Below are 20,489 nucleotides of genomic sequence, written 5' to 3'. Positions count from 1 at the left end.
GATTTGCTGTAAGTCGTATTTTTTAAAACTTTGGACTTGCAACAAAAAACTGGACAAATAGTTGAATGACTACGCGACTAGATTAAGGTTATACATGTCTTATTTCGATTAACGTCCATTTATATATATAATTTTATTTTTTTGGTGTTCAGGTCTGAAAAAGTGTTGTCTGTCTAAAATACTTTTAAATCTTAAAAAAATATCGAACCTTGTTATTAAATCTATTTAGGTTTAATTATGAAAAACATTTCGTTACTAACTTTATTATTAGTTTTGTTTATGAGTTGCGAGGACAATGTTAATAATAATACATTATCAAATAAAAATTTAACTCAAAAAGTAGATCCATTTATAGGAACAGGTGGGCATGGACATACCTATCCCGGTGCTACTGTTCCTTTTGGGATGTTACAGGTAAGTCCTGTAAATGGAATATCGGGATGGGATTGGTGCTCTGGTTATCATTATTCAGATTCAATAGCTGTAGGCTTTAGTCATTTAAGTTTAAGTGGAACGGGTATCGGAGATTTAGCTGATATTATATTAATGCCAATCGATAAAAAGATTGATTTAACCATATCTACATTAAACAGAGATTCGATACCCTATAAATCTATTTATAGTCATTCTAATGAAAATGCCACTCCAGGTTATTATCAAGTTTATTTAGAAACACCTGAAATAAATGTAGAATTAACCTCATCTCAACGTACGGCTTATCATAAATATACCTATTCAAATCCGGGAGAACAATCTGTTGTTATTGATCTAGGTTTTGCAATTAATTGGGATAAAACAGTAATGAGTTCCATTACAATTGAAGATGAATTTACTGTAAGTGGTTATCGTTTTAGTACAGGTTGGGCAAAAAATCAAAAAGTATTTTTTGTAGCAAAATTTTCTAAACCGATAAATGAGTATACTTTGGCTATCAGCGGTAAGTTGGTCAAAGGTGATAATGCGGAAGCTGAAAAGGTAGTTTCTCAATTGTTTTTTAATTCAGTAGATTCAAATGAATTACAGTTAAAAGTTGCTTTGTCTTCCGTTAGCATAGCTAATGCTAAGGATAATTTAGATGCCAAATATGAATTTGAAAAGGTAAAGGAAAATGCAGATTATACTTGGAATAAAGCATTAAATAAAATTAAAGTAGAAACACCTATTGATTCCCTTAAAACAATTTTTTATTCGGCGTTATATCATACCCATTTGGCGCCTGTTGTATATAGCGATAAAAATGGTGAATTCCGTAAGGAAAAAGATAGTATCATGACAAGTCAAAATTATACGGTGTATTCTACTTTGTCTCTTTGGGATACGTTTAGAGCAGAAAACCCTTTATTAACGTTACTTACGCCAAATATTACTTCCGATATAATCAATTCGATGTTAACTTATTATGAAACTAAAAATATCTTACCTGTTTGGACACTTTATGCAAATGAAACCAATACAATGACAGGATATCACTCCATTCCTGTTATTGTTGATGCCTATTTAAAGGGCATTAAAGGATTTGATGCAGAAAAAGCTTATGAAGCCATGAAAACAACCATGATGCAAGATGAACGCGGTTTAAATTTTTATAAGAAATATGGTTACATTCCTTATAATTTAATAGATGAAAGTGTAACTATTACTTTAGAATATGCCTTTGACGATTGGTGTGTTGCTCAAATGGCCAAGGCTCTTGGGGAAACTGAGGATTACAATTACTTCTTGAAACGTTCTAAAGCCTATCGTAAAATATTCGATCCAAAAACAGGTTTTATGCGTGGTAAATTTGAAGACGGTCAATCATGGAGGGAACCGTTCGATCCTAAATATTCCAATCATAGAGTAAATACCGATTACACTGAAGGAAATGCATGGCAACACAGCTGGTTTGTGCCTCATGCCGTTGAAGATGTTATTTCCTTGCATGGCGATAGTGAAATTTTTGCCTCACGATTGGAACAACTATTTACAGAAAGCTCGGAAATTACGGGGACATATACTTCTGCAGATATTTCTGGTTTAATAGGGCAGTATGCGCATGGTAATGAGCCTAGTCATCATATTGCCTATATGTTTAATAAAGCGAATCAACCTTGGAGAACGCAGTATTGGGTGCGGCATATTTTAGATACGCAATATAATACAACTCCAAATGGTTTAAGTGGAAATGAAGATTGCGGACAAATGTCGGCGTGGTATGTATTTAGTTCTATAGGTTTGTATCCAATGAATCCGGTTTCTGGTGATTATGAAATAGGAAGTCCTTTATTTGAAAAAACAACTTTGACCTTAGAAGGAGAAAAAACATTTATTATTGAGGCTGAAAATGTTTCAGATCAAAATATATATATACAATCAGCGACCTTAAATGGAGTATCCTTTGATAAGACTTCTATAAGTCATAAAACTATTCTAAAAGGAGGGAGACTTCATTTTGTTATGGGGCCAAAACCAAATAAAAGTTGGGGAGTAAAAAATTAGAAGGATGAATATAATAGATTTTAGTATTATTATCTTTTACATTTTACTTACTGTAGGAGTTGGGGTTTGGATTTCAAAAAAGGCATCAAAGGGGCTGGATCACTATTTTCTTGGCGGAAAATCTATTAAATGGTATTATTTAGGACTAAGTAATGGGTCTGGAATGTTCGATGTATCAGGTACCGCTTGGATGGTTGGGATTTTGTTTCTATATGGAGTTAAAAGCTTTTTGTTTATGTGGCTTTGGCCTATTTGGAATCAGGTTTTTGTTATGATGTTTTTAGCCGTATGGATTCGTCGCTCTAAAGTAATGACTGGATCTGAATGGATTTTAACACGCTTTGGAAATGATAAGTCCGGTAAAGCATCACATATAATCGTAGCTGTTTTTGCAATTGTTTCTGCAATTGGTTTTATAGCATATTTTTTTGAAGGTGTGGGTAAATTTCTAACTATTATTTTACCGTGGGATTTAACATGTTCTCTTCGAGGAATTCCAATTTTAAGTTCAGAGCAAGCCTATGCGCTTATTATTATTATTCTAACTACTATTTACACTATTAAAGGGGGTATGTTTTCTGTGGTAGCCACTGAAGTATTACAGTATGGTATTATGGTTATAGCCGGTTTACTTATAGCAGGATATACACTAATATATTTTACCGATGTTGAAATTTCATCGATTATTTCAGATGAATGGAGAACCATTTGGTTTGGATGGGAATTAGAACAGCATTGGGATTCTAAATTTAAGGCCTTTAATAATTTAATAGATACTGAAGGTTATAAAATGTTCGGTTCTTTGGTAGGGATGTCATTATTTAAAGGATTTTTTGCAAGTATAGCAGGACCAACACCTAGTTACGACTTACAGCGAATTCTGTCTACGAAAAATGTAAAAGAAGCAGCTTACATGTCGGGATTTACCAACTTAATTCTGTTTATGCCAAGGTATTTATTAATTGGAGGAATTGTGGTTATTGCACTTGTAGTTTTAGCGCCTGATATGAACAACGCAGCTTTAACAGGTGGAGATTTAGAGCTTATTTTGGCAAGAGTCATTAATTTTCATGTACCCGTAGGTATTAAGGGCTTGTTGTTGGCTGGTTTATTAGCAGCATTTATGTCCACTTTTTCAGCTTTTGTTAATGCCGGTCCTGCATATATTGTTAACGATATTTATAAAAAATATTTTAAACCTAATGAATCTCCAAAGCATTACATTAAAGCAAGTCACATAGCATCGTTCTTAATTGTGCTTCTTGGGGTTTTAATGGGTTTTTTTGGTAATTCTATCAATTCATTAACCTTGTGGATTACGAGTTCTTTGTTTGGGGGGTATGTAGCGGCTAACTTTCTAAAATGGGTATGGTGGCGATTTAATGGTTGGGGGTATTTTTGGGGTATGCTTGCCGGATTGGTAATTGCTACATTACAGTTTATTTTAGATCAAAATAAAGGGAGTTTTCCAGCGGGTTCTTTGTTGGATGATTTATTAACTATGTCTGCAATATATTTGTTTCCCATTATTTTTAGTTTTTCATTATTGGGAAGTTTTTTGGGGACCTTTTTCACCAAGCCAACCGAAGAGGCTGTTTTAAAATCTTTTTATACTAATGTAAGGCCTTGGGGATGGTGGAAACCTGTTTATTTAAAACTTAAAGCTGAAGATAATTCTATTGAAAGAAATAATGACTTTTTAAGCGATATGATAAATTGTATTATTGGAGTAGTTTGGCAATCAAGTATGATTGTTCTACCAATTTTCTTTTTAATTAGAGATTACCCTAAAGCATTAGTGTCTTTAGCGGTATTTTTAATTACATCGATTGTTTTAAAATTTACATGGTTAGATAAAGTAAATAAACTAACAGATTAAATCATAAAAAAGTGGCTAATATTCCATGGCAAGACAGACCGGAGCATAGTAATGAGATTATCTGGAGATACTCTCATAATCCAATTATTGATAGATATGCAATTCCTGATTCAAACAGTATTTTTAATAGTGCTGTAGTTTCTTTTGAAGATGGTTTTGCAGGAGTATTTAGATGTGATAACAAAGCAATACAAATGAATATTTTTGCTGGGTTTAGTAAAGATGGCGTGCATTGGGATATTAATCACAACCCTATTGTTATGAAATCTGGGAATACCGAAATGATAGATTCCGATTATAAGTATGACCCCAGAGTTGTATTTATCGAAGATAGATATTGGATAACCTGGTGCAATGGTTATCACGGTCCAACCATTGGTATAGCTTATACCTTCGATTTTAAGGAGTTTTTTCAGTGTGAAAATGCCTTTTTACCTTTTAACAGAAATGGAGTGTTATTTCCAAAGAAAATAAATGGTAAATATGCCATGTTAAGTCGTCCTAGTGATAATGGGCATACGCCATTTGGTGATATTTACATTAGTTATAGTCCAGACATGAAATATTGGGGAGAGCATCGTTGTGTAATGAAAGCTTCTCCATTTGAGGATAGTGCATGGCAGTGTACCAAAATAGGAGCGGGCCCCATACCTATTCTAATAAAAGAAGGATGGTTAATGATATATCATGGGGTAATTAATACCTGTAATGGATTTAGATATGCCATGGGTTCAGCTATTTTAGATGAAAATGAACCAGATAAGGTTAAATACAGAACGCAACCCTATTTATTAGGTCCGGCAGAACCTTACGAACTCATGGGAGATGTGCCTAATGTGGTTTTTCCTTGTGCAGCATTACATGATTATGAGGAAGATAAATTAGCTATTTATTACGGTGCTGCCGATACTGTAGTGGCAATGGCTTTCGGAAAATTAAGCGAGGTGGTGGCATTTACTAAAAATAACAGTTTATAATTTGAAAAGGCAATCTAAAATAAAGGTGTTGTGTGTTGTATTCAGTTTCGTTTATGCGGTTGGCTACGCACAATTTAATCAGAACAGAACACCTGAGCAATACATAGCATATAAGACTTTAGAACCTATAGTTATTGATGGCTATGACTCTGAAACCTCTTGGAATAAAGCGGAATGGACGAGCTTATTTATGGATATTGAAGGCCATAGAAAACCTCAGTACGATACGCAGGTAAAAATGCTATGGGATGATCAATATTACTATATCTTGGCTAGGATGGAGGAACCTCATGTGTGGGCAGATTTAAAACAGAGGGATACCATAATTTATTATAATAACGATTTTGAGGTGTTCATTGATCCAGATAACGATACTTTTAATTATTACGAGTTAGAAATAAACGCATTAAATACAGTTTGGGATTTATTTTTAAGTAAGCCATACCGGGAAGATTCTATTGTTTTAAATGATTATACCATTACCGGCTTGCAATCTGCAGTAGCGATTGAGGGGACTTTAAATAATTCGAATGATATCGATACAGGTTGGGTGTTAGAAATAGCCATTCCTTTTGCGGCTTTAAAAACATCATATTTTCAGGATAATCTACCAGTTGATACTTTTTGGAGAGTTAATTTTTCTCGCGTAAACTGGCAACATGACTTAGTTAATGGACGTTATATGCGTAAAAAAGATTCAAATGGTAAATTCTTGCCAGAATATAACTGGGTGTGGTCACCAATTGGCGTTGTGAATATGCATGAACCGGAAAATTGGGGCTATGTATATTTTTCATCAAAAAAGATTGGGAGTCAAGATGTATTTAAGATTCCTCAAGATGAAAAAGTAAAGGCCGCATTATATCATTTGTATAAAGTTCAAAAAGACTATTATAGTCGTCATAAGAAATGGTCAGAATCAATAGAGAATCTAACATCGAAAGTAATAAAAGTAGACGGTCAAGTTTTAAAGCCAAAAATAGACAATCATTTAACAGGATTTAATATTTCAATAATAAGTCCTTATTCAGAAAAAACCTTAATAATAAAAGAAGATGGTGAAATTATATCAAAAGATTAAAATGAAGCAATTAACTAAAATATGTCTTTTAGTATTAATATTATGTGCGAATGCATGTAAAGATATTAATAAAGATAATAGCATGGTGGGGGAAAGTCCTGTCGTTGAAAGTAATTCTAACTTTAAATTAGGAGTTTGGATTACAGCTCAATCAGATAAAAGTGATGAAGATTACCTAAATGAATTTGAAAAATATAGCAACGCTGGTATAGATGAGGTATTAATCAACACAGGAACCGATCCTAAATTATTAGAACGATTAGTACCATTGGCTAAGGTAAAGGGATTGGGAGTACATGCTTGGATAATGGCGATGAATCGCCCAGGCGACTCTATTGCATTACAACATCCAAATTGGTATATGGTAAGTAAAGAAGGAAAATCGTGTTTTGATACACGTCCATATGTTGACTATTATCAATGGCTGTGTCCAACAAGAAAAGAATCTCGAAATCATGTACTAGGCTTGGTGGAAGGCTTGGCTAAAGTTGAAGGTATTGAGAGCGTTCATTTAGATTATATTCGTTTTCCAGATATCTTTTTACCAATAGGGTTACTTCCTAAATACAATTTAGTACAAGACGAAGAACTTCCTGAATATGACTTTTGTTACTGCGATGTGTGTATTCGTGAATTTGAAAAAATTCATCATAAAAACCCTTTAGAAAGCAAAAATACTTCAATAGATATGGAGTGGAAAAACTTCCGATTAAATGCTATAAAATCTGTAGTGAATGATGCATATAAAATAGTTCATGATAATAACAAGCGATTAACAGCTGCCGTGTTTCCATACCCTGAAATGGCAGATCATATGGTGCGTCAACGTTGGGATAAATGGGATATTGACGAAGTATACCCAATGATTTACCATGGGTTTTATAACGAAGAAGTAGATTGGGTAGGGTTTGCAACAGGCCAAGGCGTAGCCGATTTAAAACATAAAACTGTAGGGTTGAATAGTGGTGTTTATATGCCCGATTTCAAATCGGCCGAGGAACTAAAGGAGGCTATCATTTTGGCCAAAAAAAATGGCGCAAAGGGCGTAGCATTTTTCGATGGACCACAACTTACCGATGCGTATCTAAAAACCATCAAAGCGGTTAAAGAAAGTTTTGCGAAATAGAAATCAATAACTGAATAAAAATAGAATCATGTCAAACCAAAAATCCTATCGTTCTGCATTTATCTTGCTCACTATGTTGTTCTTTCTATGGGGATTCATTACCGTGTTGGTAGATTCCTTGATTCCCCGTTTACGGGAACTCTTTACGTTGAGCTATTTTCAGGCAGGATTGGTGCAATTTGCGTTTTTTGGGGCGTATTTCCTGCTCTCCATTCCCGCAAGTTACATTCTATCTAAAATAGGCTATAAAAAAGGCATTATTTTAGGCTTATTAACAATGGCCTTGGGCTGTTTGCTGTTCTATCCTGCGGCATCGTATCGCGTTTTCGGCATTTTTATTTTGGCCTATTTTATTTTGGCTGCTGGTATGACGGTGCTTCAGGTGGCCGCGAATCCATTTGTGGCCGTGTTGGGATCGGAAGAAGGCGCTTCCAGCCGATTAAATTTATCACAGGCCTTCAATTCGTTGGGTACCGCCATAGCTCCGGCAGTGGGGGCTTTTTTCATTTTGAGCGATGTAATAAAAAACAAGGACGAGATTGAAGTACTCGATAGTGCTTCAAAGCAAGCCTATTTAGCTACAGAAGCATCGGCCGTGCAAACACCATTTTTAGGTTTGGCACTATTCATCAGTATTATTGCAGCTATATTTTTGTTTGCCAAGTTGCCGAGAATGATTTCCGAAGAATCCACTGGAACGTATTCCGAAGCCATAAAAAACAGAAAATTGATGCAAGGTGTTTTGGGAATATTTTTTTATGTGGGCGCTGAAGTGGCCATTGGAAGTTATTTGGTGAATTACTTTTTAGACATGAACTTGGTTAATGTAATTAAGGAAAATAGCATCATGAAATCTATAGCCGAAACCATTCTGAATTCTGGATTAACCGAAAAAGATGATAAAGCAGTGGTGGGTGTTTTTGTAACTTTCTATTGGTCGGGTGCCATGGTTGGGCGTTTTGTTGGCGCCTATTTAACCAAAATCATAAAACCTGGAAAAGTCTTGGCTATTTTCGCAACCATCTCAATTACGTTAATCTTATTATCTATAAGCACCGTTGGATTGGTGAGTATGTGGAGCATTTTGGCGGTGGGCTTGTTCAATTCCATCATGTTCCCAACTATTTTTACTTTGGCAATCGATGGCATTGGCGAATTAAAGCCCAAGGCCTCAGGCTTATTATGTACAGCCATTGTTGGTGGGGCGATTATTCCTCCAGCATTTGGTCTCTTAACCGACCTTATGGCGTTTAAAAACGCCTTATTGTTTATTGTGTTGTGTTATGCCTACATTGTTTGGTTTGGTTATAAAAATGGAAAATCGCAGGTAACAGTGGCTTAAAGTAGCACTAAGGTCAACTCTTAAATAAGAATTAATGATGAAGATAAACAGATTAACATTTCTACTTTGTTTGTTTCTGTTGCATTGTAAGGAAAGCAAGCAGCCTTTAGAGCAAGTTAGGCTGGTTGATTATGTAAATCCGTTTATTGGAACCGATGGTCCCGGAAACACTTATCCTGGAGCCACTGTGCCTTTTGGCATGGTTCAGCTAAGCCCCGATATTGGCATACCCGGTTGGGATAGAATAGCCGGTTATTTTTATCAGGATTCAATTATTTCCGGGTTTTCTCATACGCACTTATCGGGTACAGGTGCTGGCGATTTGTATGATATTTTAGTAATGCCTACTAATAGTCGCTTTTCTAATAGGATAGAAGCTAATAATTACAAGCCTTTTTCGAGTTTCTCACATGATAAGGAATCTGCATCCCCAGGATTCTATGATGTAGAGTTATTAGATTTCGGGATTAAAGTAGAATTATTCGCTACTGAAAGAACCGGAATTCATAAATATACCTTCCCAAAGGATTCTTTATCTCAAATACATATAGATTTGGGTTATGCACTAAACTGGGATGCTCCAACGGATACTTATATAAAGGTACTTAATGATAGTACCCTTCAAGGTTATCGTAAATCTACAGGTTGGGCTAGAGATCAACGTGTATATTTTAAAGTTCAAGTCTCTAAACCTTTTAACTCATATCAATTATATTTAAATGATTCTTTAGTTCGCACAGAAGCCTCAGGAAAGAATACTAAAATTATATTAAATTATAATACATTAGATCAAGATGTGGTGGTATTAAAAACAGGGTTATCCACGGCTAGTTTAGATGGAGCTCATAAATCTATTCTTAAGGAAGCACCTCATTTTAATTTTGAAACTTATAAGAAGCAGGCTAATACTGTTTGGGAAGAGCAACTCAAAAAGATAGAGGTGTTTACAAGTGATGAAACGAAGAAGCATATTTTTTACACGATGCTGTACCAATCTATGTTGGCACCAACCTTATTAAGTGATTACAATTATCAATACAAAGGTGCTAATGATAGTATTATGACGACTTTAGGATTTAATCGTTACGATACTTTTTCGTTGTGGGATACTTACCGGGCTGCTCATCCGCTTTATACTATAATTCATCCGAATCGAGTGTCAGATATGATTAATTCTTTATTGGGGCATTATAAAGAAACCGGACTATTACCTGTTTGGTCTATGCAGGGAAATGAAACAAATATGATGATAGGAAATCATGCAATTCCAGTAATTGCTGACGCCTATTTTAAGGGGATAGAAGGATTTGATTCGGCATTAGCTTATGAAGCTTGTAAAATTAGTTCTATGGTAGATTCTCGACAATTAGATATTTATAAAAAGTTGGGATACATACCTGTTGATGAACATCATGAAAACTGGTCGGTTTCTAAAACCCTGGAATACGCTTATAACGACTGGTGTGTAGCTCAGTTTGCTAAAGCTCTAAATAAAATTGACGATTATAAATATTTTATGAATCGCTCTGAAAATTGGAGAAATTTATACGATTTTAAAAGTACATTTTTTCGTCCTAGGCTCAATAATGGGAGGTTCATAAAGGATTTCATCCCTAAAGAATATACCCCATACTATTGTGAAAGTAATGCATGGCAATACATGTGGTCGGTGCCTCAAAATATTGAGGGGTTGATTAAAGAGGTAGGGTATGAGCGATTTGAAAAGAAACTGGATTCAATGTTTAGTTTTGATCCAAAGCCTAGCGATAAATTACCAATTTTTAGTACTGGCATGATAGGTCAATATGCACATGGGAATGAGCCAAGCCATCATGTTGGATATTTGTATAACTACATTGGAAAGCCCTCGAAAACCCAAGAAATTGTTAGGGCAATTATAGAAACGCAATATAAAAACACACCGGATGGACATTGCGGAAATGAGGATTGTGGACAAATGTCATCATGGTATGTGTTAAGTTCGCTTGGGTTTTATCCGGTTAATCCTGCCCAAGGTATATATGCTTTAGGGTCTCCAATTTTTGATAAAACCATTATTCATTTAGAATCAGGAAAAGATTTTATTATCGAAGCAGAAAATAATTCTTCAAAAAATAAATACATCCAGTCTATAACTTTAAACGGTAAGACTCTTGCAAGGAGTTACATAAAGCATAGCGAAATTATGAATGGAGGTACCTTGCAATTCGTAATGGGTTCACAGCCAAACAATAATAAAGTATTTGTAATGGGCTTATCGTCAAAGGTATATCAATAATATATGGATTTGGGAGACAGAGGACATTTTATAAAAAAAAGCTGAATGGGGTACATTAGGAGTTAGTACGTTTTTAAGTTGTGAAGAAGAAACAAAGGAATTTGTTTCTAGTGCTGTTATCAAAGATAAAAAGAAATACTTTCAGAATATTCACTTGGAATCACGGTTTTATAGTCAATGAGGAAGCGTGGAATAAACTTAAATCGGGCATATCAGGTTTAGAGGCAATTATTGCTGGAGTTGGAAATTTTGAAGCAGAGCCAAAGGTTAGTTGTGTTGGTTATGGTGGATATTCAGGTACAGAAGGAAAAGATTACTTTAGATCCTTGTGTTATGGCTTCCAACAGTGACTGTGGTTCAGCATCTTTACTTCATAATACAAAACACCAGATAGTTGTGACTTAGAGAGTATTAGAAAATACACCTCTTGTCAAGCAGGGGGGTATTTATTCATTAGGGAATCTATGCCGTAAATGGAATTGACGAATCCTATTCGTTTCATAATGGTTATATACTCTATAATGATTATATGAAGTATAGCAAGGTTTATAATTCGGAATATTGGAAAGTTAATTAAGAAAGTGGTGGATAATATACCCTTATAACCACTAAATATCATGATGGTATAGCTCTATGGTACACGAAACAGAGTAATTGGAATGTTGTGGATAATGCTCATGGTGATTTTACTGGGTATACACCTTTATCAAAAGATAAAATAATCTTGTATCTATATGTAGATAACAAACCAACCGGTCCGTTATTAATCGAAGGGCTTAAAAATAAAGTTAATCGTGCATGGGTAGTTGGTAATGGGACTAAATTAAAAACCGATGTCGTTGGAAAGTTAAATTGGAGTATAGTGCGAGATTTGTTATATATTGATTTGTTAAAGTAAGTGCAGGATGAGAATGTTACACGATTTAGTGCTTATGTTAGATGGGGAAGTGGCTATGTATGTCGATGCCGAGGAAGTAATCAAGTAATAAAAAGTAACTTAAAATAAATAAAAGAGATGAACCGATTTAATATTTTTTTAGGTGTTTTGTTGATAACCTTTGTTTCGTGCAATAATGTTGCTAAACAAGCAGAAAAGATTAACGCGATTAAGAATGATAATTTAGTCGATTTGGTAAATCCGTTAATGGGAACGGATTCCGATTATAGTTTATCAAACGGTAATACGTATCCGGCAATAGCCACACCTTGGGGTATGAATTTCTGGACACCACAAACTGCAAAAATGGGGGATGGCTGGACTTATTCCTATGATGCTAAAAAAATACGAGGGATCAAACAGACCCATCAACCAAGTCCATGGATTAATGATTACGCCGCGTTTTCGTTAATGGCAGTAACTGGCGATTTAAAATTTCAGGAAGACGAGCGGGAATCTTGGTTTTCGCATAAAGCGGAAACGGTAAAACCATATCATTATTCGGTGTATTTAGCTGATTACGATGTGAAAGCCGAAGTAACGCCCACCGAAAGAGCGGCACATTTTAAATTTACATTTCCTGAATCAGATCAATCATATATTTTACTAGATGCTTTTTTCAAAGGGTCTATGGTGAAAATTATACCAGAAGAACGTAAAATTATTGGTTATTGTAGAAATAATAGTGGAGGTGTTCCTGAAAATTTTCATAATTACTTTGTTGCTGAATTCGATCATGATTTTGAAATAACAAGTACCTGGCATGATGACTGGAAATTACAGGAAGGAGTAACTTTAAGCGAAGGCGATCATGTAGGAGCAATTATAGGTTTTAAAACAAAACTAAATGAAGCGGTTCACGTAAAAGTAGCGTCATCATTTATAAGTCATGAGCAAGCCAAATTAAATCTTGATAGAGAAATAGGAAATAATTCTTTTGAGGCAACTAAAGAAAAAGCAAAACAGGCCTGGAATAATGAGTTCAATAGAATTGAAATTGTAGATGATAATTTAGATCACATTAAAACCTTTTACTCCTGTTTGTATCGCGTTTTATTGTTTCCTAGAAAGTTTTATGAATTTGATAAAAACAACAAGATCGTTCATTACAGTCCATATAATGGAAAAGTATTACCAGGCTATATGTTTACCGATAATGGCTTTTGGGATACCTTCAGGGCAGTTTTTCCGTTTTTCAATATGATGTATTTAGAATTAAACAGTCACATCATGGAAGGGCTAGCAAATACTTATAAAGAATCAGGTTGGTTGCCAGAATGGGCAAGTCCTGGACACCGTGATTGTATGATTGGTTCCAATTCAGCTCCAATTATAGCTGATGCCTTTTTAAAAGGAAATGTAAAAGAGAATGATGTAGCTGTCTTGTTTGAAGCGATGCTGAAAAATGCAACAACAGAAGAAGGGCGTCCGGTAAATTCTGTTGGGCGTGCTGGATTAAATTATTATAATGCTTTGGGGTACGTACCATATAATGTTGGTATAAACGAAAATGCAGCTCGAACGCTAGAATATGCTTTTGCCGATTTCACTATTGCCGAAATGGCCAAAAAACTCGGTAACATAGATGTTGCTAAACAGTTCGAAAAACAATCGTTAAATTATAATTATCTTTTCGATGCTTCAACAGGCTTAATGCGTGGTAAAAATGAAGACGGAACGTTTCAATCACCATTCAATCCTCTAAAATGGGGCGATGCCTTTACCGAGGGTAATAGCTTGCATTATACTTGGTCCGTTTTTCACGATGTACAAGGGCTTATCGAGTTGATGGGGGGTAACAAAGCGTTTATTTCAAAACTAGATGGTGTTTTTACAATGCCCCCCAAATTTGACGATTCATATTACGGGCATACTATCCATGAAATAAGAGAAATGCAGGTGGTTAATATGGGAAATTATGCACACGGTAATCAGCCTATTCAGCACATGATTTACTTATATAATTATGCAGGAGAACCTTTTAAAACTCAAAAGTATGTGCGAGAAGTTTTAACGAAACTATATGCGGCTACACCAGATGGATATTGTGGAGATGAAGATAATGGACAAACATCTGCTTGGTACGTTTTTAGTTCACTTGGATTTTATCCTGTTACTCCAGGGGTAAACCAGTATGTTATTGGAAGCCCTTTATTTAAAAAGATAAGACTACATCTTGAAAATGGAAACATTTTTGAGGTTCATTCTGAAAATAATTCAAAAGATAATTTTTATATTCAGTCAGTAGAATTAAATAAAAAAACTTATGACAATACATATTTAGATTATGAAACTATTCAAAGCGGAGGTGTTTTAGAATTCAAATTGTCGCATAAACCCAATACAACCTGGGGCAGTAAACCTGAAAATGTACCATATTCATATAGTAATGAACCTTTAAATAAGAATTAAACTTAAAAATGTTATTGATTCCTGTAAAATTTATTTTTCCTAAACACAGTAAAGTTTGTGTTTTAGGTGTTTTTTGTTTTATTTTTCAATTACTACAAGCTCAAGAATATGTGGCCGATTATGTTAATCCGTTTATAGGAACATCAAATTATGGAGCAACATTTCCTGGACCAATTGCGCCAAGAGGTATGGCTAGTGTAAGTCCATTTAATGTTGCTGGTTCTAAGAATCCTTTAGAAAAGGATAGTCAGTGGTTGTCTACCCCATATGTCAATGAAAATACGTTTTTAACTGGTTTTTCGCATGTTAATTTAAGTGGTGTTGGGTGTCCAGATCTAGGAGTGTTATTATTGATGCCGACTACCGGAGTTTTGGAAACAAATCATTTAAAGTATGGAACAACTTACTCAAATGAAATTGCTAAAACAGGGTACTATAGTGTTGAACTAGATAAATACAAAACTAAGGTTGAATTAACGGCTTCAGAGCGTGTAGGTGTTAGTAGAATTTCTTTTCCAAAGGGGGAATCTAATATTTTACTGAACCTAGGTTTAGGACTTACAAATGAGCAGGGGGCAATGGTTAAAATAGTCTCACCTACTGAGATTGAAGGCCTACGTACGGTAGGGTCTTTTTGTTACAATAGTCCGGAAGATGCTTATCCTGTATATTTTGTGGCTAAATTTTCTAGACCTGCTCAAAAATTTGGGGTTTGGAAGTCACTTCCAGAATACAACGGTTTGGAAGCTCAATGGATGGGCTACAATGGAAAGACTCGCATTATGGAGAATGCTACGAGAGCTGTTGTTGGAGATAGTATTGGTGCTTATTTTTCTTATTATTTTGATAAATCAGAAATAGTTGAAGTAAAAATAGGGGTGTCTTATGTCAGTATTGAGAATGCAAGGGCAAATCTAGTGGAAGAATCTGGAGGCAAAACTTTTGTTGATATATATAGTGAAACTTATGACAAATGGAATTCGTTATTATCGAGAATTCAAGTAGAAGGAGGAACTCATGATGAGAAAGCAATATTTTATACCGCTTTATATCATACGTTAATTCATCCAAACATATTTAACGATGTTAACGGAGAGTTTCCGGAGATTAAAACGGGTAAAATAGGCACTGCAAAAGGAAATCGGTATACGGTGTTTTCTTTATGGGATACGTATAGAAATTTACATCAATTAATGTCGTTAGCTTATCCAAGACAACAGTTAGATATGATTAATTCTATGTTGGGTATGTACGAAGAGAATGGCTGGCTACCGAAATGGGAGTTGAATTCAACAGAAACGTTTACGATGGTTGGAGATCCGGCTAGTATTGTCATTACAGATACTTATTTAAAGGGTATTCATGATTTCGATGTTGATAAGGCTTATAAAGCGATGTTAAAGAGTGCCGACCAAATCACTGAAAACCCATTACGTCCAGGGTTAAAAGATTATCTTGAAAAAGGATACTTAACAACGCTAAGTAAGGGGTCAGTCTCAACAACCCAAGAGTACAATATTGCAGATTACGCAATTTCACTAATGGCCAAAGCTTTAGGGAAAAATGATGACTATAAAAGGTTTTTCAAGCGTTCGTTGTCTTACAGAAAGCTGTTAGATACCGATTTGAAATTGCTTAGACCTATAAATCATGATGGTAGTTGGTATGAACCCTTTGATTCAGATGCCGGGGCCAATTTTACAGAAAATGTTGGGTTTATTGAGGGTAATGCTTGGCAGTATACCTTTATGCAATCGTATGATATTAATGGTTTAAAAAAGTTAATTGGGGGAGATAAGTCATTTACGAAACAGCTTCAAAAAGTTTTTGATACCGATAGGTTCGATATGGCTAATGAACCAGATATAGCTTATCCATATTTGTTTAATTATGTGAGTGGTGAAGAGTACCGTGCGCAGAAATTAGTACAAGAACTGGCGAGAAAATATTTTAAGAATTCACCTGACGGTTTACCAGGTAATGATGATACAGGAACTATGTCGGCGTGGGTAGTGTTTTCTATGATGGGAATTTATCCTGTAGTGCCGGGAGAGCCTTTGTATACTATTGTAACACCTGTTTTTGACAAAATAACGATTCAATTAGATTCTAAATATTATAGTAACAAAGAACTCAGAATAGAACGTGTTAAAAATTCAGGTGGCTCCATAAAATATATTGAGTTAGATGGAGCTAGGCATAAAAAATATTTTGTAAGTCATGAAGATTTATTGACCAGTGGTCATCTTAAAATTATTCAAAATTAAAAATAATGAAAGATATTATTTAAAAAATAGAAAAAAGACTACTGTTTTAATTGGCTACCATTATATCACAATATATTGTATATAATGCATAATATGTCACATATAAATGCATAATATATCACATATAATAGTTATGGAAAAAGAAGAAATTGCGATTTATTAGATTAACGTCATTTGCGTGAAAAATGAACTGTATTTATTTTTCAGTCTTAAGCTATCTTTTTCTATGCTTGTTATGTTTAAAGCATTTAGACGAAACTAAGGAGACTGAAAGGAAACAAGAGCAGATTTTGTTCTTTTCTGTAAGTGAATTAAATAAAAATGCACATTGTGTTATATTGTGCTTACCAAATTTGTTGTGTAGTAAAATGTTGAAAAATGTGTAACTTAATTTGGTCTAGGTGTGTTTTTTAGAACTGCAAATCAAGTATTTGGAATAAATATTATATTTTTAAAAGCTTATGCTTAAATTTTAATTTCTTTTTTATGAATTTTAAACGAATAAATCGATATTCTTATCTTATTTTCAGCTTAATTATTTTAGCTTCTTGTCAAAAATACAAGGATTATTCAAATATTCCATTTGAAGAACCAAATCCGAAACCTTGGGAAACGCCTCAAATTTTTGAAATAAACAAAGAAGAGCCTCATGCCTATTTTATTCCATATAGTTCTTTAGAACAAGCACGTTTAGACGATAAATGGCAGTCTCCACTTGTTCAATCACTCAATGGGATTTGGCAATTTAATATTTCTAAAAATTTAAAAGAAAGACCAGTTTGGTTTTTTAAAGATGATTTCGATACACGCGATTGGGATACCATAAAAGTACCTGCAAATTGGGAAACAGAAGGATTTGATTACCCTATTTATACTAATGTGAAGTATCCACACGGCAAAACACCGCCGCTAATTAATGAGGATTATAATCCTGTAGGTTCATACAAGCGTACTTTTAAAGTGGCTAAGGAATGGGATGGAAAGGATGTCGTTCTTCATTTTGGAGCGGTTTCATCGGCTATGAATGTTTGGGTAAACGAACAATTTGTTGGATATAGCGAAGATAGTAAAACGCCTGCCGAATTTAATATTACGAAATACTTAAAAGAAGGAGAAAACACCTTGGCAGTGGAAATCTTTAGATGGAGTGATGCTTCTTACCTTGAAGATCAGGACTTTTGGAGGTTGAGTGGAATAACCCGTGATGTGTATGTAGTAGCTAGAGGTCATAAAAGTTTAAAAGATTTTAAGGTGGGGTCAAGTTTGAATGACACCTATACCAATGGACTTTTTTCTCTAGAAACCGAATTTCAAAATGATGGAGAACTAACAGTTGAAGCAGTGCTTTTAGATAATAATGAAGTGGTGAAAGAATTTTCAGAAACTACTTCAGCTACTTCGGTAAAGTTTGATGCAGAAATCCCTAATGTAAAGCAATGGTCGGCAGAAATCCCTAACCTTTATGAGCTAATTATTACTTTAAAAGATGGCAACAATATATTGGAAGTGATCCGTCAGGATGTTGGTTTTAGAAGTATAGAAATTATAGATAATACATTAAGAGTAAATGGAAAATACGTTTATGTAAAGGGTACAAATTTGCATGAACACCATGATAAAACGGGACATGTGGTGGATAAAGAAACCATGCTATTAGATATAAAACGTATGAAAGCTCATAATATCAATGCTGTTAGAACGTCACATTACCCACACCAAGAATTATGGTATCAATTATGTAACAAATATGGCTTATATATCGTTGATGAAGCTAATATAGAATCACATGGGATGGGATATGGAGAAGAGTCTCTGGCCAAGAACGAAGATTGGAAAGAAGCTCATATGTATCGTACGGTTAATATGTACCAACGTGATAAAAACCAACCTTGTATTATAATTTGGTCCTTAGGTAATGAAGCAGGTAATGGTGTAAACTTTATGGCAACCTATAATTACTTGAAATCTATTGATACTACAAGGCCTGTACAATACGAGCAAGCTCATGGCGGGGAAAACACAGATATATATTGTCCTATGTATGCTAGCATGGAAAGCATGGAAAGCTTTGCAAAGGTAAAAGCAGATAAGCCATTAATTCAATGTGAGTACGCCCATGCCATGGGGAATAGTGTAGGGAATCTTAAAGACTATTGGGATTTAATTGAGAAATATGATGTATTACAAGGTGGTTTTATATGGGATTGGGTAGACCAAGGTTTATTAACTACTAATGAAGCAGGAGAAGAATTCTGGGCGTATGGTGGAGATTTTGGACCAAAAGATGTGCCATCAGATGGGAATTTCTGTAACAACGGTTTGGTTGATCCGGACAGAGGCGTGAAACCACATCTTCTTGAAGTGAAAAAGGTGTATCAGTATATTAAATTTAACGCCGTAGATTTAAAAAATGGGGTAGTTGAAATAAAAAATAAGTATGCATTTTTAAATCTGTCTAGGTTTAATTTTTCTTGGGAAATTATAGGAGATGGTATATCAGTTTCAGAAGGTGAAATTGAAAATTTTGAGTTACTACCGAACGAAACAAAACAAATAGAAGTACCATTTGAATTTGAGGTAAAACCAGGAGTGGAATATTTGTTAAATATACATGCAAAATTAAAAAACAGTTCTGGTTTACTTGATGCAGGAACTGTAATGGCTAGCGAACAATTTGCTTTACCTATTTATAAAAAAGCTGCAAAGAAAGACAATACGGAATTCCCAGACATAACACTTGAAGATAGTGATGCTACTGCAGTTATTACAGGTGAAAACTTTTCATTAAGCTTCGATAAAACAGCCGGCGTTATTTCAAGCTATAAAGTTGAAGGGGAAGAATTACTAATCAGTGGTCCAATTCCAGATTTTTGGCGAGCGCCTGTAGATAACGATTTTGGAAATAACCTATATAAAAGAAGTCGTATTTGGAGAAAGGCTGGAGAGCAGAGAAAAGTAACTACTGCCGTAGTGAAAAAGTTAAATAACAATACCGTTACTGTTACTTTTAACTTTGATTTAGTTGATGGAGAAAAAGGTAAAATAGCCGATTATAAATCAAGTTATTTGGTTTATGCTTCAGGTGAGGTTGAGGTGGCCAATCATTTTAAAATGGCACAGGATGACCTTCCGGAAATTGTAAAAATGGGTATGAATTTAGTGATGCCACGCAGTTTTGATCAAATGACATGGTATGGTAGAGGTCCTCACGAATCTTATCAAGATCGAAAAACAAGTGCGCTTGTTGGGATATATAGTGGTAGTGTTGCAGACCAATATTGGGCTTACATACGTCCGCAGGAAAATGGTAATAAAACTGACGTAAGATGGGTCTCTATCACAGATAAAGATGGTAAGGGTTTATTATTTGAAGGAAAGCCGCTATTAGAGGTTAGTGCTCACCATAATATTATGGAGGATTTTGAAAGTACAGAGCGCACAGATGGGCGTCAGGTTCCTGGGGTTGAGGTTATAAACAGACATACAACCGATGTGAAGCCTCGTGATTTAACGTCAATAGATATTGATTACATGCAAATGGGCGTTGGTGGTGATAATAGTTGGGGAGCATGGACACACCCAGAATATCGTTTAACTGATAAAGAATACAGCTATTCGTTTTCTATGAAACCTATTTCAGCTAAGAAATAAGGTGTTATAGGGAGCAATATAAAGATGTTATGATTTTGGCCTATTATAAATAAGGAAACAG

At 34.8% G+C, this 20,489-nt stretch carries 12 protein-coding genes; all 12 read left to right on the top strand.

Annotated elements, in window-relative coordinates:
* Positions 1-237 precede the first annotated feature (237 nt).
* Positions 238-2,478, top strand: coding sequence for a GH92 family glycosyl hydrolase (locus H611_RS0101045; protein WP_027136598.1), 2,241 nt, complete (start codon positions 238-240; stop codon positions 2,476-2,478).
* A 4-nt stretch (positions 2,479-2,482) separates the two neighbouring features.
* Positions 2,483-4,357, top strand: coding sequence for a sodium:solute symporter family protein (locus H611_RS0101040; RefSeq protein WP_027136597.1), 1,875 nt, complete (start codon positions 2,483-2,485; stop codon positions 4,355-4,357).
* An 11-nt stretch (positions 4,358-4,368) separates the two neighbouring features.
* The gene (locus H611_RS0101035) at positions 4,369-5,334 is read left to right on the top strand and encodes a glycoside hydrolase family 130 protein (RefSeq protein ID WP_027136596.1); all 966 of its coding nucleotides are present in this window, start codon (positions 4,369-4,371) and stop codon (positions 5,332-5,334) included.
* 1 nt (position 5,335) lies between these two features.
* Positions 5,336-6,415, top strand: coding sequence for a carbohydrate-binding family 9-like protein (locus tag H611_RS0101030; protein WP_035483118.1), 1,080 nt, complete (start codon positions 5,336-5,338; stop codon positions 6,413-6,415).
* A 1-nt stretch (position 6,416) separates the two neighbouring features.
* Positions 6,417-7,541 (top strand): putative glycoside hydrolase, encoded by a 1,125-nt coding sequence (locus H611_RS0101025; RefSeq protein ID WP_169515972.1) that lies wholly within the window; start codon positions 6,417-6,419, stop codon positions 7,539-7,541.
* A 28-nt stretch (positions 7,542-7,569) separates the two neighbouring features.
* Entirely contained in the window at positions 7,570-8,883 is a 1,314-nt protein-coding gene (locus tag H611_RS0101020) for a sugar MFS transporter (RefSeq protein ID WP_027136593.1), read from the top strand.
* Between the two features lie 37 nt (positions 8,884-8,920).
* A complete protein-coding gene (locus tag H611_RS0101015; RefSeq protein WP_051238686.1) occupies positions 8,921-11,161 on the top strand; it encodes a GH92 family glycosyl hydrolase in 2,241 nt (746 codons plus the stop codon).
* A gap of 80 nt (positions 11,162-11,241) precedes the next feature.
* Positions 11,242-11,511: a hypothetical protein gene (locus tag H611_RS0101010; protein WP_027136591.1), complete on the top strand. Its 270-nt coding sequence runs from the start codon at positions 11,242-11,244 to the stop codon at positions 11,509-11,511.
* 314 nt (positions 11,512-11,825) lie between these two features.
* Positions 11,826-12,059 (top strand): hypothetical protein, encoded by a 234-nt coding sequence (locus H611_RS0101005; protein ID WP_027136590.1) that lies wholly within the window; start codon positions 11,826-11,828, stop codon positions 12,057-12,059.
* A gap of 117 nt (positions 12,060-12,176) precedes the next feature.
* Positions 12,177-14,510, top strand: coding sequence for a GH92 family glycosyl hydrolase (locus H611_RS0100995; RefSeq protein ID WP_027136589.1), 2,334 nt, complete (start codon positions 12,177-12,179; stop codon positions 14,508-14,510).
* A gap of 8 nt (positions 14,511-14,518) precedes the next feature.
* Positions 14,519-16,777 carry a GH92 family glycosyl hydrolase gene (locus H611_RS0100990; RefSeq protein ID WP_051238676.1) on the top strand — a complete coding sequence of 753 codons (2,259 nt, stop codon included), beginning with the start codon at positions 14,519-14,521 and terminating at the stop codon, positions 16,775-16,777.
* Between the two features lie 486 nt (positions 16,778-17,263).
* A complete protein-coding gene (locus H611_RS0100985; RefSeq protein ID WP_035483115.1) occupies positions 17,264-20,428 on the top strand; it encodes a glycoside hydrolase family 2 TIM barrel-domain containing protein in 3,165 nt (1,054 codons plus the stop codon).
* Positions 20,429-20,489: the final 61 nt, after the last annotated feature.

The sequence above is a fragment of the Gaetbulibacter saemankumensis DSM 17032 genome (assembly GCF_000425645.1).
In the GTDB taxonomy this organism is placed as follows: Bacteria; Bacteroidota; Bacteroidia; order Flavobacteriales; family Flavobacteriaceae; genus Gaetbulibacter; species Gaetbulibacter saemankumensis.
This window is presented reverse-complemented; position numbering and strand designations above follow the sequence as displayed.